Genomic DNA, 24,074 nt, shown 5'->3' on the forward strand with positions numbered 1-24,074 from the left:
CCGCCTTCATGTCCGAACACCCCCGCTTCACCGTCAACCGGTCCATGGTCATGCTGCTGCCCGAGCAGCCGTTCCTGGACTGGATCCAGGCCGTGGATCCCGAACCCGTGCCGACGCTGACGCTCGACGACGTGCGGGACGATGCCAGCGTCTTCCTGCTGCCCGACGAGGTGGCCGACACGTCCGAGAACGCCCTGCGCTGGGTCGAGAAGCGCTGGCAGTACTTCTTCGAATTCATGCTCGGCGAGTGGTTCGACGACTCGGTGTGGCCCGAGACCCTGACGCTCGACATGTTCCGCGAATGGTTCACCATCCGCTTCCATTCGATGGTCTGGGACATGGCGCCCGAATCGTCGATCGAGTACGAGGACTGGGACGGCGAGGACGACGACGACGCCCCGTCCGTCCTGCACTGAGCGCCCGCACGCTCCAGAAAAAACGGCACGCCCAGGCGTGCCGTTTTCGTTGGCCAGGCTACCCCGGCTGGTGCGGTCGTCCGGCCGGCGGTCAGAGAAACCGGTCCAGGATCTTGCGGCTGGGCTTGTCTAGCGCAAGCTGGTCGCGGATCAGGTAGTGGATGCCGTGGCTGTCCGAGATCAACAGGCAGGTCCCGGTGAGCCGGCGGATGTCCTCCTCGCCGCGCAGCACGAGGTCGGTCTGGCCGCGGTCCGTCTGCACGGTCCACGTGCTCGGCGTCGCATAGGTCGACACGCCCAGAATCTTCTGAATTTCGGGCATGAACTCGCGCGATGCCAGTTCCTCCTCGATCAGCTGGCGCGTCGGGCCCGGCAAGGCGTCGAGCCGGGGAATCCAGGCCAGTTCGTGGCCGTCGGTGCTCATCATGCCGACGCCGTCGTCGGCCGCCGAGATCGGGAAGGCGCGCACCGGCACCACGCCCTCGTGCGGCGTGCCATCGGCCGTGGTCAGCACCAGCTTGCCGAGGCGGTTGCGGGTCAGGGTGAAATCGGGCGTCTGCATAGCCGTTTGCTCAAATGATCGATTACTGGGCACTGACCGGCTCCGCCGTCTCGGCGCGCTCGCCCGTGCCGGGCTCGTCCGCTTCCGCGTCGACGTTGCGCGCCTGCGCCTGATACAGCTTGTAGTAGGCGCCTTCGCGCGCGAGCAATTCGTCGTGGCTGCCCACTTCGACGATCTGGCCGCGGTCCATCACCACCAGCCGGTCGGCCTTGCGCAGCGTGGACAGCCGGTGCGCGATGGCAATCGTGGTGCGGCCCTGTACGAGGTTGTCCAGCGCCTTCTGGATTTCCTTCTCCGTGGTGGTGTCCACCGACGACGTCGCCTCGTCCATGATCAGGATGCGCGGGTCGATCAGCAGCGCCCGGGCGATCGAGATGCGCTGGCGCTCGCCGCCGGACAGCGCCTGGCCGCGTTCGCCGACCAGCGAGTCATAGCCATGCGGCAGCCGCAGGATGAATTCATGGGCATGCGCCGCGCGGGCCGCCGCGATGATTTCCTCGCGCGTGGCGTCCGGCTTGCCGTAGGCGATGTTGTCCGCGATGGTGCCGAAGAACAGGAACGGCTCCTGCAGCACCAGCCCGATATTGCGACGGAACTCGGACACCGGCAGCGAGCGGATATCAACCCCGTCCACCCGGATCGCCCCCTCGGAAACGTCGTAGAAGCGGCAGATCAGGTTGACCAGCGTGCTCTTGCCCGATCCGCTGTGGCCCACCAGCCCGATCATTTCGCCGGGCGCGATCGTCAGGTCCAGGCCGCGAATCACGGCGCGATTGCCATAGCGGAAGCCAAGGTCGCGCATTTCGATGGCGCCTCGTACATTCTCCAGATGCACGGGCTTCTGCGGCTCGGGCACGCTGGACACATGGTCGAGGATGTCGAAGATCCGCTTGGCGCCGGCCGCCGCCTTCTGCGTGACCGACACGATGCGGCTCATCGAGTCCAGCCGCGTGTAGAAGCGGCTGATATAGGTCAGGAATGCCACCAGCACGCCCACCGTGATCGCATTGTGGCTGACCTGCCAGATACCGAAGATCCACACCACCAGCAGGCCCACCTCGGTCAGCAGCGTGACGGTGGGCGTGAACAGCGACCACACCGCGTTGACACGGTCGTTGATGGCCAGATTGTGGCGATTGGCCTCGCGGAACCGCACGACCTCGCGCTTTTCCTGCGCGAACGCCTTGACCACGCGGATGCCCGGGATGGTGTCGGCCAGCACGTTGGTGATTTCGGACCAGATGCGGTCGATCTTCTCGAAGCCGTGGCGCAGGCGGTCGCGCACCAGGTGGATCATCCACGCGATGAACGGCAGCGGCACCAGCGTGACCAGCGCCAGCCACGGGTTGATGGAGATCAGGATGATGGACGTCATCGCGATCATCAGCACATCGGTGGCGAAATCGAGCAGGTGCAACGACAGGAACACGCTGATGCGGTCGCTCTCGGAGCCGATCCGCGCCATCAGGTCGCCCGTGCGCTTGCCGCCGAAGTATTCGAGCGACAGCTTCAGCAGGTGTTCGTAGGTGGTGGTGCGCAGGTCGGCGCTGATGCGCTCGGACACGCGCGCCAGCAGGTAGGTGCGGGCCCAGCCCAGCGCCCAGGCCACCAGCGAGGCGCCGAGCAGGCCGGCCAGGTACAGCTTGACGAGGTCGTAGTCGATCGGCAGGCCGTTCTGATAAGGAATCAGAACCTTGTCCATCAGCGGCATGGTCAGGTACGGCGGCACCAGCGTGGCGGCCGTGCCCAGCAACAGCAGCATGAAGCCGCCGGCCAGTTGCCAGCGGTACGGCCGGGCAAAGCGCCACAGCCGCAGCAGCGCCCACGTCGACGGCGGGGTCTCCAGCTCGCGGCTGCATTGCGGGCACTGTTCCTCGCCCGGCGGAATCGGCGCCTTGCAGGTGGGACAGACATCGGCATCGGGCACGGCGGCATGGCCAGTGGCGAGCGTGTCGCGGCGCGCGTCGAACTGGTCGGCCAGCCGCAATGCGTCAGGATTGTAACCAAGCGTGTAGCGCCAGCTTGCCAGCCGGATCGGGCCGTCGGCCAGCTCCAGCGTGCCCACGCCGGCGTGGTCGCCATGGGTCAGGGTCAGGCCGGGGCCGATTTCCCAGCTTCGCAGGTCTTTTTCACCCGGGGCGCGAGAGATCAGACGACGATCCGTCACAACCAGCCACCCTTGGGTAAAATGCAGCCTTGCGTCCAGGTCCAGCATCAGCCCGGCCAGGACGGTTTCCCCGGGCAGCAGGCCGGCGCCGAGTTCGGCAGCCCAGGGACCATGCGGGCCGGGTTGGGTGGAAGCAGACGGGGAGGACTGGGTCATTGTTGGCGCAAAAAGCGATAAAAGCGCGTCCGCAAGCCCAAAAATGGATCAAATACGGACATAACTTGAAACAATTTAAGCGGTCAGCCAGGCTGGCGGCCCGCAATTTTGCCCGCAAGTATACATAACGCAAACAAGCGGGCGTCTTGGTGCGCTGCACAATGCGTTACCCGTCTCAAAAGGGATAACCGAGGGTCAACCCTGAGGCTACAGTAACGTTATTGAAAGGTTAGGCTTCCATTTCTCGGGCACTCGCCCACTGCCTCAAGCAAATGCAATGAAAAAGAAGGACATTGAGATTTTCGATGTCATGTCGCTGCGCGGCCCGAATATGTGGACATATCGGCCGGTGCTGGAGGCATGGGTCGACATCGGCGAACTGGAGGACTTTCCGTCCAACAAGATTCCCGGTTTCTACGAACGCCTGTCGGCCTGGCTGCCCACGCTGATCGAGCACCGCTGCAGCCCTGGCGTGCGCGGCGGCTTCCTGATGCGGCTGAAGGAAGGCACCTGGCCGGGCCACATCCTGGAACACGTCACGCTCGAACTGCAGAACCTGGCCGGCATGCCCGGCGGGTTTGGCAAGGCGCGCGAGACGCCGGTACGCGGCGTCTACAAGGTCATCGTGCGCGCCTGGCATGAAGAGGTCACGCGCGCGGCGCTGTTCACCGCGCGCGACCTGGTCATGGCCGCCATCGAGGACCGGCCGTTCGACGTCCCCGCGGCCGTGGACCACCTGCGCCGCCTGGTCGACGAACACTGCCTGGGCCCCAGCACGGCCTGCATCGTCGACGCCGCCGACGACCGCGACATCCCGTCGATCCGGCTGTCCGACGGCAACCTGGTGCAGCTTGGCTACGGCGCGCGCCAGCGCCGCATCTGGACGGCCGAGACCGACCGCACGAGCGCCATCGCCGAATCGATCTCGCGCGACAAGGACCTGACCAAGACGCTGCTGGAATCGTGCGGCGTGCCGGTGCCGGAAGGCCGCATGGTCGAAAGCCCCGAGGACGCCTGGGACGCCGCCGAAAGCATCGGCGTGCCCGTGGTGGTCAAGCCCTACGACGGCAACCACGGCCGCGGCGTGTTCACGAACCTGATGACGCGCGAGGAAGTGGAAACCGCCTACGGCGTTGCCATCGAGGAAGGCAACGGCGTGATCGTCGAGCGCTTCGTGCCCGGCAACGAGCACCGCCTGCTGATCGTCGGCGGCCGCATGGTCGCCTGCGCGATGGGCGAGACCGCGTCGGTCGTGGGTGACGGCCGCCAGACCATCGACGAGCTGATCGAATCGCAGATCAACTCCGATCCGCGCCGTGGCAGCACCGAGGACCACCCGCTGAACCGCGTGCGGCTGGATTCGGCCGCGCGGCTGGAACTGAAGCGCCAGGGCTATGCCGATGGCAGCGCCGTGCCGCCCGAGGGCCGCACCGTGCTGATCCAGCGCAACGGCAACGTGGCGTTCGACGTGACCGACCGCGTGCACCCCAGCGTGGCCGCGCATGCGGCGCTGGCCGCCCGCATCGTCGGGCTGGACATCGCCGGCGTGGACCTGGTGGCCGAGGACATCTCGCGTCCGCTGGCCGACCAGCGCGGCGCCATCGTCGAGGTCAACGCCGGCCCCGGCCTGCTGATGCACATCAAACCCGCCGACGGCGAGCCGCGCCCCGTGGGCCGCGCCATCGTCGACCACCTGTTCCCGTCGCGCAACGGCGTGGACGATGACGGCCGCATCCCGGTGGTGGGCATCACCGGCACCAACGGCAAGACCGTGGTGGCCAAGCTCGTGGCGCGGCTGCTGCAGCTATCGGGCAAGCACACCGGCCTGGCCTGCAGCGACGGCCTGTTCCTGGACCGCCGCCAGGTGGAGAAAGGCGACCTGGGCGAGCGCGCGAGCTGGGAAGCCGGCCACCGCATCCTGATGAACCGCGCGGTGGAAGCCGCGGTGTTCGAGAACGACAGCGGCATGATCCTGTCGCAGGGCCTGCCCTACGACCGCTGCCAGGTGGGCGTGGTGACCAACTTCGGCCAGCCCGACCACCTGGGCGACTACTACGTCGAGGACGCGGACCGCATGTACAGCGTGCTGCGTACCCAGGTGGACGTGGTGCTGAAGACCGGCGCCGCCGTGCTGAACGCCGCCGACGCGCGCCTGGTCGAGATGGCCGAGCTGTGCGATGGCGACGTGATCTTCTTCGGCCTGTCCGCCGACCTGCCCGCCATCGTCGCCCATCGCGCGGCCGGCAAGCGCGCCGTATTCGTGCGCGAAGGCAAGGTGGTCATGGCCACCGGCGGCAGCGAGACCGCGCTGACCGACGTGTCGGCCATTCCGCTGACCTACGCGGGCCGCGTCGCCTTCCAGATCGACAACGTGCTGGCCGCCGTGGCCACGGGCTGGGCGCTCGGCATCTCCAACGACCTCATCCGCGCCGGCATCGTCACGTTCGACGTGGGCCAGGTGGACGTGCCGGGCCGCTTCACGATGTTCGAGCGCCAGGGCGCCATGGTGATCGTCGACGACGCCCACAACGCCCCCGCGCTGGAAGCGCTGGCCGCCGCGCTGGACCGCTTTCCGGCCGAGCGCCGCATGCTGGTGTTCGGCGCCGGCGTGCAGCGCCGCGACGAAGACCTGGTGCAGCAGGGCAAGGTCATCGGCAAGTCGTTCGATCGCGTGTTCCTGTGCGAGGACCACAGCGTGCGCCGCGACCTGCCCGACGCCGAGGCCCGCGCGCTGGTCAAGAAGGGCCTCTACGAAGGCCGCCGCGTGACCAAGATCATCGACGAAGGCGCGCGCCGCGCCGCGGTGGAAGCCGCGCTGTCGCAGCTTGTGGCGGGCGACCTGCTGGTCCTGCAGTGCGACGAGGGCTCCCCGGAGTCCACCGTCGAGCAGGTGCACCAGTGGATGGGCCGCAGCGGACGCCGCGCCTGATCCCGGCCCGAAGAACAACGGACAAACGATTCTATGGAAGTCTCTCGTATCCGGGCTCTGCGTGGCCCGAATCTCTGGTGCCGGCATACCGCCATCGAAGCCATCGTGGCCTGTTCGGACCAATCGCACCTGCTGGCCGAACTGCCCGGCTTCGAGGATCGCCTGCGGGCGCGCTTTCCGGCCATTCCGCCGATGCGCCCCGACGACGAAGCCGGCTCGCCCTCGATGGCCCACGCGCTGGAAGCCGCCGCGCTGGGCCTGCAGGCCGCCGCCGGCTGCCCGGTAACGTTCAGCCACGCCGCGCCGACGCTGGAACCGGGCACCTACCAGGTGGTGGTGCAGTACAGCGAGGAAGAAGTGGGCCGGCTGGCCTTCGAGCTGGCCGAGCAGCTTTGCCTGGCCGCGCGCGACGACAAGCCGTTCGACCTGGACGATGCGCTGCACCGCCTGCGCGAGCTGGACGAGGACGTGCGCCTGGGGCCCAGCACCGGCTCTATCGTCTACGCCGCCGTGGCGCGCGGCATCCCGTACCGGCGCCTGACGCAGGGCTCGATGGTCCAGTTTGGCTGGGGCAGCAAGCAGCGCCGCATCCAGGCCGCCGAGACCGACATGACCAGCGCGGTCTCGGAATCGATCGCGCAGGACAAGGAACTGACCAAGAGCCTGCTGCACGCGGCCGGCGTGCCGGTGCCACTGGGCCGGTCGGTGACCAGCGCAGAGGAAGCCTGGGCCGCCGCGCAGGAAATCAACGGCCCGGTGGTGGTCAAGCCGCGCGACGGCAACCAGGGCAAGGGCGTGGCGGTGCGCATCCGCACGCGCGAGGAAGTGATGACGGCCTATGAAGTGGCGGCCGACATCTCGTCGGACGTGCTGGTCGAGCGCTACATCCCCGGCCACGACTTCCGGCTGCTGGTCGTCGGCAAGCACCTGGTGGCCGCGGCCCGCCGCGACCCGCCGCAGGTGATTGGCGATGGCACGCACACGGTGCGCCAGCTCGTGGAGGAAGTGAACCGCGACCCGCGCCGGGGCGAGGGCCATGCCACGTCGCTGACCAAGATCCGCTTCGACGACATCGCGCTGGCCACGCTGGCCAAGCAGGGCCTGTCCGCCGACGCCGTGCCGGCCAAGGGCGTGCGCGTGGTGCTGCGGAACAACGCCAACCTGTCGACGGGCGGCAGCGCCACCGACGTGACCGACGACGTCCACCCGGACATCGCCGCGCGCGCCGTGGCGGCGGCCCAGATGGTGGGGCTGGACATCTGCGGCGTGGACGCCGTGTGCGAGACGATGCTCAAGCCGTTCGAGGAACAGGCCGGCGGCATCGTCGAGGTGAACGCCGCGCCGGGGCTGCGCATGCACCTGCAGCCGTCGTACGGCAAGGGCCGCGCCGTGGGCGAGGCCATCATCTCGACCATGTTTGCCGATGGCGACGATGGCCGCATCCCCGTGGTGGCCGTCTCGGGCACCAACGGCAAGACCACGACCGTGCGGCTGATCACCCATATCCTGGCCTCCAACGGCCTGCGCATGGGCATGACCGGCACCGACGGCGTGTACATCCAGGGTCAGCGGATCGACACCGGCGACTGCAGCGGCCCGCGCAGCGCCCGCAACGTGCTGCTGCATCCCGACGTGGACGCCGCCGTGTTCGAGACGGCCCGTGGCGGCCTGCTGCGCGAGGGCCTGGCCTTCGACCGCTGCGACGTGGCCGTGGTGACCAACGTGGGCGAAGGCGACCACCTGGGCCTGTCGTTCATCAGCACCGTCGAGGACCTGGCCGTGCTGAAGAGCGTGATCGTCCAGAACGTGGCGCCGCACGGCATGGCCGTGCTGAACGCCGCCGACCCGATGGTCGCCCGCATGGCCGACGCCTGCCCGGGGTCAGTCACGTTCTTCGCCCATGACGCCGGCCTGCCGACGATGGCGCTGCACCGCGCCCAGGGCAAGCGCGTGGTGTTCGTGGAAGGCGCCGAGATCGTGGCCACCGAAGGCGAGACCAGCGTGCGGTTTGCGCTGGCCGACATTCCGCTCACGCGCAATGGCTCGATCGGCTTCCAGGTGGAAAACGCGATGTCGTCGATCGCCGCCGCCTGGGCACTGGGCATCGACTGGAACGTGATCCGCCGCGCGCTGGCCACGTTCGTGAGCGACGCCGCCACGGCGCCGGGCCGCTTCAACGTGTTCGACTACAAGGGCGCCACGCTGATTGCCGACTACGGCCACAACCCCGACGCGATCCAGGCGCTGTGCAACGCCGTGCAGACCATGCGCTCGAACAAGCGCGTGGTGGTGATCAGCGGCGCCGGCGACCGCCGCGACGAGGACATCCGCAAGCAGACGCAGATCCTGGGCGGCGTGTTCGACGAGGTCGTGCTGTACCAGGACCAGTGCCAGCGCGGCCGCGAGGACGGCGAAGTGCTGGCGCTGCTGCGCGAGGGGCTGGTGGGCGCGCAACGCACTCGCCACACCGAGGAAATCCGCGGCGAGTACCTGGCCATCGACACGGCCCTGGCCCGCCTGCAGCCCGGCGACCTGTGCCTGATCCTGATCGACCAGGTGGAAGACGCGCTGGACCACATCGCCAGGCGCATTGCCGAAACCTCGCAGGCCTGAGGACGTTCGCTACCTCTGGTTTGCGCCCCTCTCCCGCCCGCGGGAGAGGGGCCGCGGAAGCGCGCCAGCGCACCAAATCGCGCGCCAAACCCCGCATCCTGCCGGTATCACCCCCTCCCCCACACCCCCCGCCAAGCGCATAATAGGCGCCACCTTCCACGCAGGGAGACGCCTCCATGACCACCCCGCAGACCATCGTCGTCACCTATATCGCCGCCACGCCGGAACAGGTCTGGCAGGCGCTGACCGACCCGGCCCAGAGCGTACGCTACTTCTTTGGGCGCCGCGTGGAATCGGACTGGCAGCCGGGCAGCCCGTTCGTGCTGCGGATGGAGGACGGCAAGGTGGATTCGCAGGGCGTGGTGCTGGCCGCCGAGCCGCCCTACCGGCTGTCGGTGACGTGGCGCGTGGAATGGCTGGAGGCGTTCCGCCAGCTACCCGAGGTCGTGGTCACATGGCAGGTCGACGCGCTGGGCGACGAGGCGGTGCGGCTGACGGTCAGCGAGCTGCATCAGGAGCCCGTGGACGCGCAGATCCTGCAAGGCGGCCGCAACGGCTGGCCGCTGATCCTGGCCGGGCTCAAGACGCTGCTCGAAACGGGCCGCCCGCTCAACGTCGAGGCGCCCAAGCCGCCGCCCGCGCCCCAGCCCGCTCAGTGACGCGACGGCAGCGACAGGCGCCGCTCCATCACGTGCTGCACGGCCGATAGCGCCGTGCTCAGGATCCAGTAGATCGCGGCGGCCGCCAGGTACAGCGGCAGCGGCTGGTAGGTCGCGGCGATGATTTCCTGCGAGGTCCGCAGCAGTTCCGTCACCGTGATCACCGACACCAGCGACGTGTCCTTGATCAGGCTGATCAGGCTGTTCGACAGGCTCGGCACCGCCAGCCGCAGCGCCTGCGGACCCACCACGAGGCGCAGCGTCTGCACGGGCGTCATCCCCAGGCTGTAGGCTGCCAGCCACTGGCCGCGCGCCACGCCCAGGATGGCGCCGCGCATGCTTTCCGACAGATACGCCCCCACGTTGAGGCTCAGCGTCAGCACGCCGGCCGGCGTGGGCTCCAGCGCGATGCCGATGCCCGGCAGCCCGTAGTAGACGACGAAGATCTGCACCAGCAGCGGCGTGCCGCGCATGATGCTGACGTACACCCAGGCAATCCCTTTCAGAATCCTCTGATGGCCAATGCCCATCAGCGCGACCACCATACCGATCGGGAGACCGAACGCCATCGACAGCACGGCAAACTTCAGCGTGAGCAGCGTGCCCTGCAGCAAGACGGGCAGCGAATCGATGACGAGTTGGAGCGCGGACATGGGGCGGTTCGAATTCGACTGGGCGTGGAATGCCGCGATCATACGTGATCGGGAGCGCGGGCGGCGGCGCGGGGATAGCGCGTGGATGGGCGCAGGAAGGGGGTGATGGGCAGGCTGCGGGAAAAACATTGGCCGGGACGCGCCCGGCCATCGGGCCAGAAGCGGCCGGACCAAGGTCCGGCGCCCCTGGCCAGGGAGGAAACGACGCGCCAGAGGCGCCAGAGGCGCCGGACGCGCTTGAGCGTGTTACTTGGCCGGCTTGGTCACGTCCGAGCCGAACCACTTGTTCGACAGCTTGGCCAGCGTGCCGTCGCGGCGCAGGTCGTCCAGCGCCTTGTCGATCGCGGCGGCGAACTTGGGGTTGTCCTTGCGGAACGGGATGGCGACCTCGCTGTTGGCGCCCGGCAACACCGCGCCCGGACGCAGCGGCAGGTTGGCCTGCTTGATCAGGTAGTTGACCATCAGGCGGTCGTTCAGCGCCGCGTCCACGCGCTGGGCGGCCAGGTCGCGCAGGTACTCGGGGGCACCCGGGTAGGTCTTGACGTCGATGCCGGGCACCGACTTGGCGAGGTCGTTGTAGTTGCTGCCCAGGCTGACGCCGAGCTTGTGGCCCTTCAGCGCGTCCAGCGACGCGAATTCGCGCTTGTCGTCCTTGCGCTGGATAAGCTGGGCGGCCGAGTAGACGTACGGCGTCGAGAAGTCGAGCACCTGCTTGCGCTGCGGGGTGACCGACACCTGGTTGACGATGATGTCGAACTTGCCGGCCTGCAGCCCGGCGATGATCGCACTCCATTCGGTGGTCACGAACTCGGGCTTCACGCCGAGCTTGCCGGCCACGGCGCGGGCCACGTCGACGTCAAAGCCGTCCAGCTCGTTGTTGGCGCCGCGATAGCCGAACGGCGGGTAGGTTCCTTCGAGCCCGACCTTGAGCACGCCGGCCTGCTTGACGGTGTCCAGCAGGTCAGCGGCATGGGCGGCCGTGGCGGCCATGCCGGTGGCGCCGGCCACCAGTGCGGTAGCCAGCAGGGACTTGAACCAACCCGATCGAATCGTTCGCATATCTTCTCCAGTGGAATGCGGTGGCGTTGCCGGTGCCCCTTTTGAGGGAATGCCGGCGGCTCTAGGAGCCTATAACGGGCTCAAAGGTACCGCAAATACTATCGAGGACGAAATAACGATTGGATATGGTTATATAACTGGTTCTGCACTGCAGCCTCCGCCCGCTGGCAGGCGGAGGACGGCCGCGGCGTCAGGGACAGCGGCTTACTGGAACGCCTTGTCGTTCGGCTCGGCGAACAGTTGCTTCATTTCCGGCGACAGCGCGTAGTTCATGTTGATGTTGCGCGGCGGAATCGGCTGCAGGAACCACTTGGTGTACAGCTTCTCGGCCCGGCCGCTCTTCTGGATGTCGGCCACCACGCCGTCCACGAGTTGCTTGAACGACGGATCGTCCTTGCGGAACATGCAGGCGTAGTTCTCGGTCTGCAGCGGCGTGCCCGCCACCACCCAGTCGCCGGCGTTCTTGGCCTTGGTGCGCTCGCCGTACAGCAGCGGCTCGTCCATCACGAACGCGGCGGCGCGGCCCGATTCCAGGATCAGGAACGCCTGGCCATGGTCCTTGGCGCTGGTCAGGTTCATGTTCCAGCCCTCGCCGTTCATCTTCACCAGCAGGCGCTCGCCGGTGGTGCCGGCCGTGGTGACCACGTTCTTGCCCTTGAGCTGCGGGAAGTCCGTCACGCCCGAGTCCTTCTTGGTCAGCATGCGGATGCCGTAAATGAACAGGCTGTTGGAGAAGGCCACCTGCTTCTGGCGCTCGGTGTTGTTGGTGGTGCTGCCGCACTCGATGTCGAGCGTGCCGTTCTGCATCAGCGGGATGCGGTTCTGCGACGTGATCGGCGTCATCTTGACCTGCAGGTTCGGCATGTTCAGCGTCGACTTCACCTTGTCGACGATGGCCAGCAGGTAGTCATGGGAATAGCCCATGACCTGGTTGCCGTCCGAGTACGAAAACGGGATCGACGATTCGCGGTAGCCCAGCGAAATCACGCCGCTGTCCTTGATCTTCTTGAGCGTGTCGCCATCGGCGGCGTGGGCGCCGGCGGCCGCGCCAGCCAGCAGGGCTGCGGCGGCCAGGCGATGGAGGGGGGTTGAACGGACAGACAGTGACTTCATGGTTCGCTCCTTCAAGGGGCTTGGTTTAATAGCTATCGATATCGAGGCAATCTCACTACCCAACGTACTGCGCACTTCCAGCACTTCCAGCACTTCCAGCACAACCCGTATTGCGCCGGCCCGGTCAGGCCGACACTGCACTGAAATCTTCCGTCCCGATGGCCGGCGTGCGGCCCGCCAGCCGGTCGGCCAGCAGGCCCGCGCTGCCCATGGCCAGCGTGAACCCCAGCGCGCCGTGGCCCAGGTTCAGCCAGAGCCCCGGCAGCCGCGACGGGCCGATCATCGGCAGCCCGGTCGGCGTGGCGGGGCGCAGGCCGGCCCAGGGCTGCAGCGCGTCCAGGCCGGCGCCGTTCGTCACGTTGCCGAACACGGCCCGCGTCTGCGTGACCAGCGTCTGGGCGCGCTCGCGGTCCACCACGGCCCCGCCGCGCACGATGTCGGCCATGCCCGCCACGCGCAGCGTATTGCCGATGCGGGCGTAGACGATCTTGTTCGCGAAGTCCGTCACGCTGATGTGCGGCGCCCGCGCCCCGTCGGCAATCGGCACCGTGATGCTGTAGCCCTTGAGCGGCCACAGCATCGGCCGGATGCCGGCGGGCCGCAGCAACGGCACGCTGCCGATGCCGCCGGAGACGATCACCACGTCGGCCGCGACATCGCCCTGGTCGGTGCGCAGGCCGGTCACGCGCTCGCCCTGCCGCCTCAGCGCCGTCACCCGCGTGCCGAACCGCAGCGTCACGGCCCGGTTGCCTTCCAACAGGTGGGCCAGCGACACGCAGAAGCGATGGCAATCGCCCACTTCCTCGCTGGGCGTGTAGATCGCGCCGGCGATGTCGTCGCGGATGCCGGCCAGCGCCGGCTCCAGCGCCACCGTCGCGTCGCGGTCCAGCGCCTGCTGCTCGCAGCCCAGGCTCGCCTGGTAGTCCAGCAAGCGGCATGCCGAGTCGTAGGCCGCCGCGTCGCGGTGCACCACCAGCTTGCCGCGCCGCGCGAAATCAAAGCCGCCGCCCTCCTCGCGCGCCTCGGGGCGGTTCACGAAAGCCTGCATCAGGTCCCGCGAATAGAACGCCAGCCGCAGCAGCTTGCGCGTGGTGGCTTCGCTCGTCGTGGCATTGCACGCCAGCATGAACGCCATCAGCCAGCGCCACTGCCCGGCGTCCATCGACGGGCGGAAGCGCATCGGCGAGTCGCGGTCCAGCAGCCAGCCCGGCACCTTCGACAGCACGCCCGGCCCGGCCAGCGGCGCCACGTAGCTGTAGCTGAGCTGCCCGCCGTTGGCGAAACTGGTTTCCTCCCCCGGGCCGTCGTGACGCTCCACCACCGTCACCTCATGGCCGTCGTTGGCCAACCGCCACGCGGTAGTCATGCCGACCACGCCGGCGCCCACGATCGCTACCCGCATCTGACTTGCCTTGCCTTCCCGTTTCGACGATGGGCCAGAGCGTAGAGCACCGGACGCGGCTTGCCCAATGCCAATACGTGCCAGAATATGTCCCCAGGCTATGGGCGCCGCCACCCGGGTCTACCCGTAGTGCAGAGCACCATTTTTTCGCCCCATCCCCGCCCCCTTCCGCACCACAACGATGCGCCTGCGCCAGATCGAGGTTTTCCGTGCCGTCATGCTGACCGGCACCGTCAGCGAGGCCGCCCGCCTGCTCCACGTCTCCCAGCCGGTGGTGACGCGGGTGCTGCAGCACGCCGAGGCGTCGCTCGGCTTTCGCCTGTTCGACCGCCAGCGCGGCAGGCTGCAGCCCACGCCCGAGGCGCAGGCGCTCTATGGCGATGTCGAAAGGCTATATGGCGAGATCGAGCGCGTGCGGCGCGTGTCCGAAAGCCTGCGCCACAAGGGCGCGGGACGGCTGCGCGTGGCCGCCACGCCCAGCCTGGCCAACCCGCTGCTGGTGCCCGCGGTGCGCCGCTTCTGCGCGCGCCATCCCGAGACGCAGGTGCAGGTGCTGACGCACCACACCAACGAGATCATGGCGGCGCTGCTGGCCAACCAGATCGACGTCGGATTCGCGTTCTCGCCGCCGCGCCACGAGGCAATCACCAGCGCGCCGGTGGCCGCCGGCCGGATGCTGCTGGCCGTGCCGCGCACCCAGCCGCTGCCCTCGGGCGGCCGGCGCGGCACGGTGGCCATCCGCAAGGTTCTGGAGCGGCCGTTCATTGGCTATGACGACGACAGCTCGCTGGGGCTGCTGGTGCGCCAGACGCTGGCGCGCCACGCGCTGGAGCCGCATTCGACGCTGGAGGTGCAGACCTACTCGCTGGCGCTGGCGCTGGTCGATGCCGGGCTGGGCCTGACGCTGCTGGACCAGTACACGGCGCTCAGCGCCAACCCGGCGCACGTGGCGCTGCACGACCTGCAGCCGGAACTGGCGTTCGAGATCCACATGCTGCGCGCCAGCCATCGCGGGGCGTCGAGCCTGGTCGACGACATGCAGGCCCAGTTCGCCGCCGCCGCGGCGGCGCTGGCCGCCACGCTTGGCGACCGCCTGGAGGTGCCGGCCGTGCAGTTCGAGCCGGCGCCGCGCTGATCCGCCCGGCGGCAGGCCCGGCGTTGCGCAGACAATTGACAGCCCACCACGCTGTGCACCATCATCGACACGCCCCGACCGGCGCGTGAGCTTCTTTATGTTCGTCCTGACCCTAGTTCTCCTGGTGCTGGCGAGCGCGTTCTTCTCGATCTCCGAGATCGCCCTGACCGCGGCCCGGCGCACCAAGCTCCAAGTCCTCTCCGAACGCGGCGACCGCCGCGCCACCAAGGTATTGCTGCTCAAGGAAGAGCCCGGCAATTTCTTCACCGTCGTCCAGATCGGCGTGAACAGCGTGGCGATCCTGGCCGGTATCCTCGGCGAGAAGCACGTCTCCGACCTGCTGTTCGACGCCCTGCTGCCATGGCTGAGCCCCGACGTGGCCCAGCGGACGGCCAACATCGGCTCGTTCCTGGTCGTGACGCTGCTGTTCATCCAGTTTGCCGACCTGATTCCCAAGCGGGTGGCGATGACCTTCCCGGAAGCGTGCGCGGTCAACGTGATCGGTCCGATGCTGACGCTGCTGAAGGTCTTCAAGCCCGTGGTGTGGGTGTTCAACGCGGCGGCCGACGCGATGCTGAAGCTGCTGGGCATCCCGACCAAGCCCGTGGACCAGATCACCACCGAGGACATTGCCGCGATGGTCGACGCCGGCGCCGAGGCCGGCGTGCTGCACAAGCACGAGCTGCATTTGATCGAGAACGTGTTCGAGCTGGATTCCAAGCCGATCACCGCGATCATGGCGCCGCGCGACGACGTGGTGTTCCTGACGCTCGACGAGTCCGCCGACAGCGTGCGGCGCAAGCTGGTCAACCAGCCCCACGCGCAGTACCCGGTCTGCGGCAAGACCATCGACGACGTGCTGGGCTACATGGATTCGAAAGACATCCTGCAGTTGCTGCTGGCCAACGAGAATGCGTCGGTGCTGGGCGACATCGGCAAGCACTACGACAAGAACGTGCTGGTGATTCCGGACACGCTGACGCTGTCGGAGTCACTGACACGCTTCCGCGAGATGCACGAGAGCTTTGCGGTGGTGATGAACGAGTACGGGCTGGTGGTGGGCATCGTCACGCTGGACGACATCGTCGGGGCGCTGATGGGCGACATCCTGTACTCGGCCGAGGACGAGCAGATCGTGCGGCGCGACGCCACGTCGTGGCTGGTCGACGGCCTGACGCCGCTGGTGGACCTGAAGAAGGCGCTGGAACTGGACACGATCCCCGGCGACGACTACGTCGACACGGCCGCCGGGCTGGTCATCTACGCGCTGAAGCGGATTCCGAAGAAATCGGAGTCGATCACCGTGGCAGGCTTTCGCTTCGAGGTGCTGGACATCGACCACCACAAGATCGACCAGTTGCTGGTGTCGCGCCTGGAGCCTGCCGGCACGGGGACGGCAAGTGGGGCGTGAGCCTTTGAATCCGTAAGCCCGCCAGCCGGGCGACGCCCAAAACAAAACCGACGCCTGTTTTCACAGTGCGTCGGTTCGAGTTTTACTACGCTGTTTTTATCCGCCGGTGGTCGAATCAATCGGCAGCTTTTTGTTTTGGCGGAGAGGGTGGGATTCGAACCCACGGTACCGTTGCCGGTACGCCTGATTTCGAGTCAGGTACATTCGACCACTCTGCCACCTCTCCGGTAACTGGGTCGTTGCGTAAGCAGCGAAACCAAGATTATAGGGACACTGCCACGCCGAGCGCAAGCCCCTTTTCGGAAAATTTTTATGCTTCCGGTTCCAGGCGCTCGATGCCGCCCATGTACGGCTGCAGCGCCTTGGGCACGGTCACGGAGCCGTCGGCGTTCTGGTAGTTCTCCAGGATCGCCACCAGCGTCCGGCCCACGGCCAGGCCCGAGCCGTTCAGCGTGTGCACCAGTTCCGGCTTGCCCTGCCCGGCCCGCGCGCGGGCCTGCATGCGGCGCGCCTGGAAATCGCCCATGTTCGAGCAAGAGCTGATCTCGCGGTACGTGTTCTGGGCCGGGATCCACACCTCGATGTCGTAGGTCTTGGTGCTGCCAAAGCCCATGTCGCCCGTGCACAGCACGACGGTGCGGAACGGCAGCTCCAGCTTCTTCAGGATGGCCTCGGCGTGGCCGGTCATCTGCTCCAGCGCGTCCATCGACTGCTCGGCCGGCACCACCTGCACCATCTCGACCTTGTCGAACTGGTGCTGGCGGATCATGCCGCGCGTGTCCTTGCCGTACGAGCCTGCTTCCGAGCGGAAGCACGGCGTATGGGCCACGAAGCGCAGCGGCAGCTTCTCGGCCGCGACAATCGCGTCGCGCACCATGTTCGTCAGCGGCACCTCGGCGGTCGGGATCAGGTAGAAGTTCTCGATCGTGTCCTGGCCGTCGTCGCCACCCACCTTGCGCGGCACCTTGAACAGGTCGTCCTCGAACTTCGGCAACTGGCCGGTGCCCCGCATCGACGCGGCATTGACGATGTACGGCACGTACATCTCGGTGTAGCCGTGCTCCAGCGTGTGCGTATCGACCATGAGCTGCACCAGCGCGCGGTGCATCCGCGCCACGCCGCCGCGCAGGAACGCAAAGCGCGACCCGGTGACCTTGGACGCCGTCTCGAAGTCCAGCCCCAGGCGGGCGCCGACGTCGACATGGTCCTTGACCTCGAAATCGAACGCCCGCGGCGTGCCCACACGGCGCACCTCGACATTCTGGGTCTCGTCCTTGCCCACCGGCACGCTCTCGTGCGGCAGGTTCGGGATCGACATCATCGCGTCGCCAAGCTGGCCCTGGATCTGCGCCAGCCGCTCGGCCGACGCCTTCAGCATATCGCCAATCCCGGCCACCTCGGCCATCGGCGCCGAAGCGTCCTCGCCCTTGCCCTTGAGCATGCCGATCTGCTTGCTGAGCGCATTGCGGCGCGCCTGCAGGTCCTCGGTCTGCGTCTGCAGTTGCTTGCGTTCGGCCTCCAGGGCCTGGAACGTGGCCACGTCGAGTTGAAAGCCGCGCGTAGCCAGGCGCTGGGCCACGGCGTCGATGTCTTTGCGGAACAGCTGGATGTCGAGCATGTTGCTTGGGAGTCGTGTGCAGTACCGGCGACATGCCGGCGAACGCGACATTTTACTGCACCGGCATGACCCCACGGGACCGAATCTGGCGGGTTTTCGGGGTCTTGTTCCGGGGAGAGCGGCCTCCGTCAGCCGCCGGCGGGTCGGGGAGGCACTTCGGCATTGTCCCCCGCGGGTTCCGGGTCTTCCGGCTGCACAAGGAATAGCCAGTCCGCCCAATCCTCATCCGACATATACGAACGCGTCCGTCCCCGCCACGTCTCCAGGAATTGCCGCTTCTCGACCGAACTCAGGCTTTTCCAGTACGGATCCCAGACATGAGCAACCCAGAATTCGGGATTGCCTTGGGTATAGGGAACCGGCCCCACGTCATACCAGACCACCCAGGGCGGAGGCGGGCCGAGCTTTGCCACGGCCAGTGCCTTGATCAACGAAAAGTCATTGGTCAGCAGGCGAATATTCCTGCCGCCGAACTCATCGTCATGCGCGAAGAAGGTATGGGCGCCGTCCCTCTCGTAGCGATAGGGCAAGATCTCCGTCCGCCCCTGCCTGATCAGATTGACACAACGGGGAAAGGCGTCGATCTCGATATGCAGTGTCACAAGGAAAGCTTCGAGCCCGTGGCTGCGCAGCAATTCCACCACCGGATAATCGACAAAGGAACTACCGACGGGCTGCCGGAATAGGCCCTTCAGGGTGTCCACCGGAACCCCGAACACGCGAGAAAGCGCCTCCAGCCGCCCTTTCTCGTAGTCCGACAGAAACCGAGCCTCCCGCCTTTCCCTCGCGATTTTCTCGATGGCACGCATCAAGGAGAACATGGACTTTACTTATCCGGAATCTGGTCGGCGACGACACCACCGCCGAAGTAACCAATGGAGCCAAAGATGATGCCACCAATCAGCCCCGTAATGATTGCGCCGGGCCCGGTTTCGATTCCGGCCAGAGCGCCGTAAGCGGCGCCAATCTTCATTCCTGCAATCGCCCCTCCCCATCCGCCGACCTGCTGCACAACTTCCTTGCTGATGGGCCGGATACTCTTGGTCTCGAAAGACTTCTCGGTGGCATTCCCAAGGTCATACGCAGTGAAGCCGATCCCGATCACCTGAACCACACGGGCGTACTTAACGATGGCGAGTGAAGTTGCCAGCCCGTTCTTGGTAAAAACGCCGGAGGCAGGCACGTCGGGATTCGGCCGAACCAATACCTCCTTGTCGAGATTCTCGGCGTAGTTCATGATCTTTTCGACGCGTTTCTTGAGATGGGGATTCTGGCGGGAATACTCCTGCAGCGCGTGTCGAATCTCCTGCGTGGTCACAAGCTGGGCGCCGGCTCGCTTGGCCTTGGCTATATCGACATAAACCATCTTGCCGCGCATGCGGCTGGCCCCCTCGGGGAATTCCGTACTGGCGGAGGCATAACTCGTGATCTTCTCGAATCCCATAACATGCTCGGCAATGGATGCTGTGGAGTATTGATTCTTGCCCCAAAGGCCGAACTTCTCGGGAAAAACCTCCCGCTGGACCTGCAAAGGAGAAAGCTCCAGTTTCTTCAGGTAAGGATCATCGATTGACGCATAGACGCGGCGGACCAGGAAACCCTGCGCACCCGGTTCATCCACAACGACAAAGACAAACATGCGAGCGGGCATCAAATGCCCGAGCACGTCGTACTGAGAGTCCTTTCTGTCGTTGGTGAGAATTTGGTAGAGGTAGCTGCTCATGCGTGCCACCTTTTCACTGCCTCGATGCCGATTGCGATCTCGAGGTGTTCGCAGCTTCCCGTGCATACACGCGGACAATGACCGTTCTCGTCCGTCACGCCTTTGTGAATAGTCCCGCTTTTCGTCTGGATATGGAAAGGGACACCGCAAAGAGAACGACCGTCGCCGTCCACCACCCTTACGAGTTCGTCGAAATCCCCCCTCGACTCCTCCTTCAATGGCATGCCATTGGCGGCAAATCCCATACTCGCGAGTTCGTGCGTTTCGAACGTTTGGGACATGGTGCTTTGCGAGGCAACCATGACGGGAGGAGGCGAGCAGCGGCACGCACACAAATCACCGCTCAGGGCAGCTTCCTTGCCCATCATGTTGTATGGTCTCCTTGGACCGGCCGGAACGATTCGGCCGATACTTCGGCAAGCCGGGCACACAACCTGAGCACCTAGGAATGTCAAGGCGGTTCCCATATGGGTACAGAGGGGTAGTTCGTCTACAGCCGTGCCACCACTCGTGGACTTGTCGCCTACTTTCAGAAAGAAACGCTGCATATCACTCTACTGTCGGAATAGAGAAACGCGACAGTTATCACGGCAGCGCCAGCCCCGCCAGTCGGCAGGGACTTTGTTATTCATCTGATTGCGTTGGCTTAAAAATCGGCTCGGGCAGAACCTTATTTCCCCCCCGCCTCCTCGTCCCACTTCCGCAGCAAGGCGAGTTTCTCCCCGATCTTGAGCTCCAGCCCACGGGGCACCGGTTGATACCAGTTCGGCGCGGTCATGCCGTCCGGGAGATAGGTTTCCCCGGCGGCGTAGGCATTGGGCTCGTCATGCGCATATCGGTAGGCATGGCCATATCCCAGTTCCTTCATGAGCTTGGTCGGTGCGTTCCGGAGATGGACTGGAACCGCCCGGCTCTTGTCCTGCTTGACGAACGCGCGCGCCTGGTTATAGGCGTTATAGCCGGCGTTGCTCTTGGGGGCGACGGCCAGATAGATCACCGCCTGACCCAGCGCCAGTTCGCCCTCCGGGCTGCCCAGCCGCTCGTAGGTCAGGGCTGCGTCGTTGGCGATCTGCATGGCTCGCGGATCGGCGAGGCCGATATCCTCCCAGGCCATGCGGACGATGCGCCGGGCCAGATACCGGGGGTCGGCGCCTCCGTCCAGCATGCGCGTCAACCAGTAGAGGGCGGCGTCCGGATGCGAACCTCGCACCGACTTGTGCAACGCACTGATCTGGTCATAAAACGCGTCGCCGCCCTTGTCGAAGCGGCGCAGGTTCTCGGACAGCGCGCTGCCCAGCAGGGCCGTGTCGATGGTTGCCACGCCGGCATTGCGCGCGGCGCGCACCACGATCTCGATGTTGTTGAGCAGCTTGCGGCCGTCGCCGTCGGCCGAGCCGACGATCAGGCCCAGGGCCTCGTCGTCCCACTGCACGCCGCCCAGTTCCTCGCTGGCGCGCAGCACGAGCTGCCGCAGTTCGGCCTCGTCCAGGCTCTTGAGCACGTAGACCGCCGCGCGCGACAGCAGCGCGCCGTTGACCTCGAACGACGGGTTCTCCGTGGTGGCGCCGATGAACACGAACAGCCCGCTTTCCACGTGCGGCAGGAAGGCGTCCTGCTGGCTCTTGTTGAACCGGTGCACCTCGTCCACGAACACCAGCGTGCGGCGGCCATGGGCGCGGTATTGCTCGGCGCGCTCCACGGCCTCGCGGATGTCCTTGACGCCCGACAGCACGGCCGACAGCGCGATGAACTCGGCATCGAACGCGCTGGCCATCAGCCGGGCCAGCGTGGTCTTGCCCACGCCGGGCGGGCCCCAGAGGATCATCGAATGGGGTTCGCCCGATTCGAATGCCACGCGCAGCGGCTTGCCGGCGCCCAGCAGGTGCTGCTGGCCGATGACTTCGTCGATATTGCGCGGGCGCAGCCGCTCCGCCAGCGGTTGCCGGGAACGTTCGGGAGGGTCGGAGAACAACGAATCCGCCACGGTCTGGAGCCTTTCAGTCTGGTTGCGGCCGCCGCAGCGGCGCGGAACGCCACAGTGTAGACCATCGGCCGGCGGTCACTTTTTTTGGCGTGCGGCCCTAAAGCCCGCTCCGGTTGCGCCGATAACGTCCAATGGCCCGCGTTTCATGCCCGCGGGAAGCGTCGACGCCGGCACCACGACCGGCGGCCCACTTCAGAACCATTGTTTGCGAATTTCGGGGATTTGTATGCTGCGATACCGCATGCTGATGTTCAAGCTGAACCGGCTGGCGAGCAAGAACAAGCTCAACGGCGTGGAGGAAATCTCGCTGGCCGGGCAGTTTGCCGAACTGATTGCATCGCAGGAGGAGGCCGACCAGGTCATCACGGACCTGTTCGAGCACGAGAACCCGCACGTGCGCCGTATCGGCCTGGCCGCCATCCGCCGCACGCGCCGCTACGGCGGCCGGCTGCTCCAGCCCGCGCTGCTGCGCCGGATGATGGACGTGGAAGGCTGGATCCGCCACGACGCCGTCTGGATCGTCCAGGAGGCGGACCTCGACGGCGCCGAAGTGCGCGCCGCGCTGCGCCGCATTGCCGCCAACGTGCGGCTGCCGCAGGACGCCGTGCGCGCCAAGCAGAACCCGGCCGACGGCATGCTCCACGCCGCCGTGCGCGCCCGCCAGTATCTGGATGTGCTGATCGCCCGCTCGGCAGCGGCCCACAACGCCGCGCTGGCCGCCGGTGGCGGGCTGGCCGGCGCCACCGACGGCAAGCCGTACGCGCAGGATTCCGTGGGCCATATCCGGGCCGTCCATCGGCAACTCCAGCGCAAGCTGGCCGGGCGCAAGCTCAAGAGCAGCACCAAGCTGAAGTTCCGGAAGGTGGAGCCGCGCTATGCGGAGAACGACAACCGGCGCTTCCTGCTCTGAGCCGGGCGCTCGATACATCACATAATGTGGCGCGCGCCGCACTGCTCCCCTGCAACGCTTTGCGGTGCGATATGAATTCTTTCGGAATTGGGGCAACCGGGCGGCCGGCGCGCCGTACCATGGCTGACGGCCGGCGCTGGTGCCGGCCTGCTACCAGAGGAGCGTCACTGCCATGGCCATCACGACCCGGATGCGGAAGAAGAAGCAGTACAAGAAAGCCGTGCTGAAACTGCGCACCGCCATCAAGCGCGGCGATGCGGAAGCGATCCGCATCCGGCGCGAGAAGTTGCAGGCGCTACCCAAGCCGCGCCAGCGCTACGCGCGCGAGTCGCTGGCGTCGTCGTAACGCCACGGGCCGGGCCTGCGGGCCCGGCATGACTCAGCCCTTGGCGCGATCGGTCAACGTCTGCATCGCATCGGCCGGCAACGGGCCGTGACAGCTGCGGTCGCCGTTGGGCTGGCCCACAATCAGCCAGACCTTGTCCGGCGTGGCCTTGGGATGCAGGATCCAGGCCGGGCCGCGCGTCGTGTTGCTGGCCGGCAGGTCTTCCAGCACGCCGTTGTGTGGCGATTGCAGCAGCGTCGCGCAATCGTTCTGCGCCAGCCGGGTTGCCTTCAGGAAGTCGGTGTTGCCCAGCACCTCGGGCAGCGCCGTGTCGGAGCCACGCAGGAACGCGTCGACATCGAAGCGGGCCGCGTGGTTGTGCGCGCAGGCGGACAGCACCAGCGCGGCAGCCAGCGCCCCGCCCGGCGCGGCGGCACGGCCCAGCGCGCGCAGGGTGGGCATGGCGGAAATGGCGGAAATACGGTGGAAAGCGGGGGCGTCTTTCATGGCGTGGGCGTCGGTGTCTTATTGCTTCATCACGTCGGCGCCCTTGGGCACCGTGAAGCGGAAGGCGTCCGCCGGCAGCGACGGGTTCTTCTGGATCCCCGTGAACGTCAGCAGCGTCGTGTTGCCAAACGCGTCGCGCAGCTCCATGGCCTCCAGGTTACCGCCCTTGAAGCCGATGCCGATGCGCTCGAACTGCGTGTCCTTCGACTTGGGCGTCAGTTCCAGCCATTCCACGCCGTCGCGCGTGGCGCCGTTCTTCACGTCGAAGTTCTTCGACAGGTCGTTGCTGCCGAACAGGATGGCCGCCGGGCTGGAACCCAGCGCGTTGTCCAGCTTGCGCTCGGTCACCTGGTTCAGGTCCTTGTCGTAGATGTACAGCGTCTGGCCGTCGGCCTGGAGCAACTGGTCGTAGGGCTTGACGTAGCGCCACGTGAACTTGCCCGGCCGCGAGAACGCGAACGTGCCGCTGGACGTGCCGGCCACCTTGGCGTCCCCCCCCTGCCCCTTGATCTGCTTCTGCGTGAATTCGCCGCGCGCGGTCTTCACGCTGGTCACGAAGGTCTGCAACTGGTCGGTGGCGGCAGCGTGCGCGGCCGGCACGGCGGCCAGCAGCGCCAGCGACGCGCACAGCGGCGCGAGAATGCGATGTCGCATGGAATCGATCCTTGTTTTTGGCGAATATCTGATAAGAGCCGACGGCCTGCCCGCAATTCCGCGACAGGCTGTGACCGG

Annotated in this window: 21 protein-coding genes, 1 tRNA gene and 1 pseudogene; 8 read left to right on the forward strand and 15 right to left on the reverse strand. The window is 66.6% G+C overall.

Annotated features, from left to right (window positions below; translation table 11 throughout):
• Nucleotides 1–8 precede the first annotated feature (8 nt).
• A complete protein-coding gene (locus tag EHF44_RS02095; protein ID WP_124682202.1) occupies nt 9–416 on the forward strand; it encodes a hypothetical protein in 408 nt (135 codons plus the stop codon).
• A 91-nt stretch (nt 417–507) separates the two neighbouring features.
• Here the strand turns inward: EHF44_RS02095 and EHF44_RS02100 are convergent, their stop codons facing one another.
• A complete protein-coding gene (locus EHF44_RS02100; RefSeq protein ID WP_124682203.1) occupies nt 508–978 on the reverse strand; it encodes a DUF1854 domain-containing protein in 471 nt (156 codons plus the stop codon).
• Nucleotides 979–1,000: 22 nt separating this feature from the next.
• Nucleotides 1,001–3,301, reverse strand: coding sequence for an ABC transporter ATP-binding protein (locus EHF44_RS02105; RefSeq protein WP_124682204.1), 2,301 nt, complete (start codon nt 3,299–3,301; stop codon nt 1,001–1,003).
• Nucleotides 3,302–3,578: 277 nt separating this feature from the next.
• Between EHF44_RS02105 and cphA (EHF44_RS02110) the strand changes: the two genes are divergently transcribed.
• The 3 genes from cphA (EHF44_RS02110) (at nt 3,579) to EHF44_RS02120 (ending at nt 9,502) form a co-directional block, all read left to right on the forward strand.
• The gene (gene cphA, locus EHF44_RS02110; RefSeq protein ID WP_124682205.1) at nt 3,579–6,230 is read left to right on the forward strand and encodes a cyanophycin synthetase; all 2,652 of its coding nucleotides are present in this window, start codon (nt 3,579–3,581) and stop codon (nt 6,228–6,230) included.
• 33 nt (nt 6,231–6,263) lie between these two features.
• Entirely contained in the window at nt 6,264–8,843 is a 2,580-nt protein-coding gene (gene cphA / locus EHF44_RS02115; protein WP_124682206.1) for a cyanophycin synthetase, read from the forward strand.
• A gap of 176 nt (nt 8,844–9,019) precedes the next feature.
• Entirely contained in the window at nt 9,020–9,502 is a 483-nt protein-coding gene (locus EHF44_RS02120; RefSeq protein WP_124682207.1) for an SRPBCC family protein, read from the forward strand.
• Here the strand turns inward: EHF44_RS02120 and EHF44_RS02125 are convergent.
• The 4 genes from EHF44_RS02125 to EHF44_RS02140 all read right to left on the reverse strand — a co-directional run bounded on the left by EHF44_RS02125 (nt 9,496) and on the right by EHF44_RS02140 (nt 13,729).
• Nucleotides 9,496–10,155, reverse strand: a complete 660-nt coding sequence (locus EHF44_RS02125) for an amino acid ABC transporter permease (RefSeq protein WP_124682208.1) — start codon at nt 10,153–10,155, stop codon at nt 9,496–9,498. The genes EHF44_RS02120 and EHF44_RS02125 overlap by 7 nt on opposite strands.
• 246 nt (nt 10,156–10,401) lie before the next feature.
• On the reverse strand, nt 10,402–11,214 hold the full coding sequence (locus EHF44_RS02130; RefSeq protein ID WP_124682209.1) for a transporter substrate-binding domain-containing protein: 813 nt from the start codon (nt 11,212–11,214) through the stop codon (nt 10,402–10,404).
• Between the two features lie 204 nt (nt 11,215–11,418).
• Entirely contained in the window at nt 11,419–12,327 is a 909-nt protein-coding gene (locus EHF44_RS02135) for a glutamate/aspartate ABC transporter substrate-binding protein (RefSeq protein ID WP_124682210.1), read from the reverse strand.
• A gap of 124 nt (nt 12,328–12,451) precedes the next feature.
• On the reverse strand, nt 12,452–13,729 hold the full coding sequence (locus EHF44_RS02140) for a D-amino acid dehydrogenase (protein WP_124682211.1): 1,278 nt from the start codon (nt 13,727–13,729) through the stop codon (nt 12,452–12,454).
• 181 nt (nt 13,730–13,910) lie between these two features.
• Here EHF44_RS02140 and EHF44_RS02145 point away from each other — a divergent pair, with 181 nt between their 5' ends.
• Together EHF44_RS02145 and EHF44_RS02150 are read left to right on the forward strand one after the other, a co-directional pair.
• Entirely contained in the window at nt 13,911–14,864 is a 954-nt protein-coding gene (locus tag EHF44_RS02145; protein ID WP_124682212.1) for a LysR substrate-binding domain-containing protein, read from the forward strand.
• Between the two features lie 97 nt (nt 14,865–14,961).
• A complete protein-coding gene (locus EHF44_RS02150) occupies nt 14,962–16,275 on the forward strand; it encodes a hemolysin family protein (RefSeq protein WP_124682213.1) in 1,314 nt (437 codons plus the stop codon).
• Between the two features lie 136 nt (nt 16,276–16,411).
• Here EHF44_RS02150 and EHF44_RS02155 read toward each other — a convergent pair.
• The 7 genes and pseudogenes from EHF44_RS02155 to EHF44_RS02180 form a co-directional block, all read right to left on the reverse strand.
• A tRNA-Ser gene (locus EHF44_RS02155) sits at nt 16,412–16,501 on the reverse strand.
• A gap of 84 nt (nt 16,502–16,585) precedes the next feature.
• Nucleotides 16,586–17,893: a serine--tRNA ligase gene (gene serS, locus EHF44_RS02160; protein ID WP_124682214.1), complete on the reverse strand. Its 1,308-nt coding sequence runs from the start codon at nt 17,891–17,893 to the stop codon at nt 16,586–16,588.
• Between the two features lie 128 nt (nt 17,894–18,021).
• Complete coding sequence (locus EHF44_RS02165) at nt 18,022–18,714, reverse strand: hypothetical protein (RefSeq protein WP_124682215.1); 693 nt, start codon at nt 18,712–18,714, stop codon at nt 18,022–18,024.
• A gap of 5 nt (nt 18,715–18,719) precedes the next feature.
• Nucleotides 18,720–19,616 (reverse strand): glycine zipper family protein, encoded by an 897-nt coding sequence (locus tag EHF44_RS02170; RefSeq protein ID WP_124682216.1) that lies wholly within the window; start codon nt 19,614–19,616, stop codon nt 18,720–18,722.
• Complete coding sequence (locus EHF44_RS02175) at nt 19,613–19,984, reverse strand: hypothetical protein (protein ID WP_253699938.1); 372 nt, start codon at nt 19,982–19,984, stop codon at nt 19,613–19,615. Before EHF44_RS02175 ends, EHF44_RS02170 begins: the two co-directional genes overlap by 4 nt.
• Nucleotides 19,985–19,993: 9 nt before the next feature.
• A pseudogene (locus EHF44_RS28950) lies at nt 19,994–20,164 on the reverse strand (PAAR domain-containing protein); the annotation flags it as partial.
• A gap of 122 nt (nt 20,165–20,286) precedes the next feature.
• Nucleotides 20,287–21,600 carry a replication-associated recombination protein A gene (locus tag EHF44_RS02180; RefSeq protein ID WP_124682218.1) on the reverse strand — a complete coding sequence of 438 codons (1,314 nt, stop codon included), beginning with the start codon at nt 21,598–21,600 and terminating at the stop codon, nt 20,287–20,289.
• A 226-nt stretch (nt 21,601–21,826) separates the two neighbouring features.
• Here EHF44_RS02180 and EHF44_RS02185 point away from each other — a divergent pair, with 226 nt between their 5' ends.
• Both EHF44_RS02185 and EHF44_RS28275 read left to right on the forward strand, forming a co-directional pair.
• Nucleotides 21,827–22,510, forward strand: a complete 684-nt coding sequence (locus tag EHF44_RS02185) for a hypothetical protein (RefSeq protein WP_124682219.1) — start codon at nt 21,827–21,829, stop codon at nt 22,508–22,510.
• 172 nt (nt 22,511–22,682) lie between these two features.
• Nucleotides 22,683–22,856 (forward strand): hypothetical protein, encoded by a 174-nt coding sequence (locus EHF44_RS28275; RefSeq protein ID WP_172965997.1) that lies wholly within the window; start codon nt 22,683–22,685, stop codon nt 22,854–22,856.
• A 33-nt stretch (nt 22,857–22,889) separates the two neighbouring features.
• Here the strand turns inward: EHF44_RS28275 and EHF44_RS02190 are convergent, their stop codons facing one another.
• The gene (locus EHF44_RS02190) at nt 22,890–23,297 is read right to left on the reverse strand and encodes a hypothetical protein (protein WP_124684969.1); all 408 of its coding nucleotides are present in this window, start codon (nt 23,295–23,297) and stop codon (nt 22,890–22,892) included.
• A 63-nt stretch (nt 23,298–23,360) separates the two neighbouring features.
• Complete coding sequence (lolA, locus tag EHF44_RS02195) at nt 23,361–23,996, reverse strand: outer membrane lipoprotein chaperone LolA (protein WP_124682220.1); 636 nt, start codon at nt 23,994–23,996, stop codon at nt 23,361–23,363.
• Between the last annotated feature and the right edge of the window lie 78 nt (nt 23,997–24,074).

It is taken from the genome of Cupriavidus pauculus, assembly GCF_003854935.1.
In the GTDB taxonomy this organism is placed as follows: domain Bacteria; phylum Pseudomonadota; class Gammaproteobacteria; order Burkholderiales; family Burkholderiaceae; genus Cupriavidus; species Cupriavidus pauculus_C.

Excerpts from the sequence above, each read along its gene's own strand:
- EHF44_RS02095 (WP_124682202.1), top strand. The coding sequence starts at position 9 with ATGTCCGAACACCCCCGCTTCACCGTCAACCGGTCCATGGTCATGCTG.
- EHF44_RS02100 (WP_124682203.1), bottom strand. The coding sequence starts at position 978 with ATGCAGACGCCCGATTTCACCCTGACCCGCAACCGCCTCGGCAAGCTG.
- EHF44_RS02105 (WP_124682204.1), bottom strand. The coding sequence starts at position 3,301 with ATGACCCAGTCCTCCCCGTCTGCTTCCACCCAACCCGGCCCGCATGGT.
- cphA (WP_124682205.1), top strand. The coding sequence starts at position 3,579 with ATGAAAAAGAAGGACATTGAGATTTTCGATGTCATGTCGCTGCGCGGC.
- cphA (WP_124682206.1), top strand. The coding sequence starts at position 6,264 with ATGGAAGTCTCTCGTATCCGGGCTCTGCGTGGCCCGAATCTCTGGTGC.
- EHF44_RS02120 (WP_124682207.1), top strand. The coding sequence starts at position 9,020 with ATGACCACCCCGCAGACCATCGTCGTCACCTATATCGCCGCCACGCCG.
- EHF44_RS02125 (WP_124682208.1), bottom strand. The coding sequence starts at position 10,155 with ATGTCCGCGCTCCAACTCGTCATCGATTCGCTGCCCGTCTTGCTGCAG.
- EHF44_RS02130 (WP_124682209.1), bottom strand. The coding sequence starts at position 11,214 with ATGCGAACGATTCGATCGGGTTGGTTCAAGTCCCTGCTGGCTACCGCA.
- EHF44_RS02135 (WP_124682210.1), bottom strand. The coding sequence starts at position 12,327 with ATGAAGTCACTGTCTGTCCGTTCAACCCCCCTCCATCGCCTGGCCGCC.
- EHF44_RS02140 (WP_124682211.1), bottom strand. The coding sequence starts at position 13,729 with ATGCGGGTAGCGATCGTGGGCGCCGGCGTGGTCGGCATGACTACCGCG.
- EHF44_RS02145 (WP_124682212.1), top strand. The coding sequence starts at position 13,911 with ATGCGCCTGCGCCAGATCGAGGTTTTCCGTGCCGTCATGCTGACCGGC.
- EHF44_RS02150 (WP_124682213.1), top strand. The coding sequence starts at position 14,962 with ATGTTCGTCCTGACCCTAGTTCTCCTGGTGCTGGCGAGCGCGTTCTTC.
- serS (WP_124682214.1), bottom strand. The coding sequence starts at position 17,893 with ATGCTCGACATCCAGCTGTTCCGCAAAGACATCGACGCCGTGGCCCAG.
- EHF44_RS02165 (WP_124682215.1), bottom strand. The coding sequence starts at position 18,714 with ATGTTCTCCTTGATGCGTGCCATCGAGAAAATCGCGAGGGAAAGGCGG.
- EHF44_RS02170 (WP_124682216.1), bottom strand. The coding sequence starts at position 19,616 with ATGAGCAGCTACCTCTACCAAATTCTCACCAACGACAGAAAGGACTCT.
- EHF44_RS02175 (WP_253699938.1), bottom strand. The coding sequence starts at position 19,984 with ATGATGGGCAAGGAAGCTGCCCTGAGCGGTGATTTGTGTGCGTGCCGC.
- EHF44_RS02185 (WP_124682219.1), top strand. The coding sequence starts at position 21,827 with ATGCTGCGATACCGCATGCTGATGTTCAAGCTGAACCGGCTGGCGAGC.
- EHF44_RS28275 (WP_172965997.1), top strand. The coding sequence starts at position 22,683 with ATGGCCATCACGACCCGGATGCGGAAGAAGAAGCAGTACAAGAAAGCC.
- EHF44_RS02190 (WP_124684969.1), bottom strand. The coding sequence starts at position 23,297 with ATGCCCACCCTGCGCGCGCTGGGCCGTGCCGCCGCGCCGGGCGGGGCG.
- lolA (WP_124682220.1), bottom strand. The coding sequence starts at position 23,996 with ATGCGACATCGCATTCTCGCGCCGCTGTGCGCGTCGCTGGCGCTGCTG.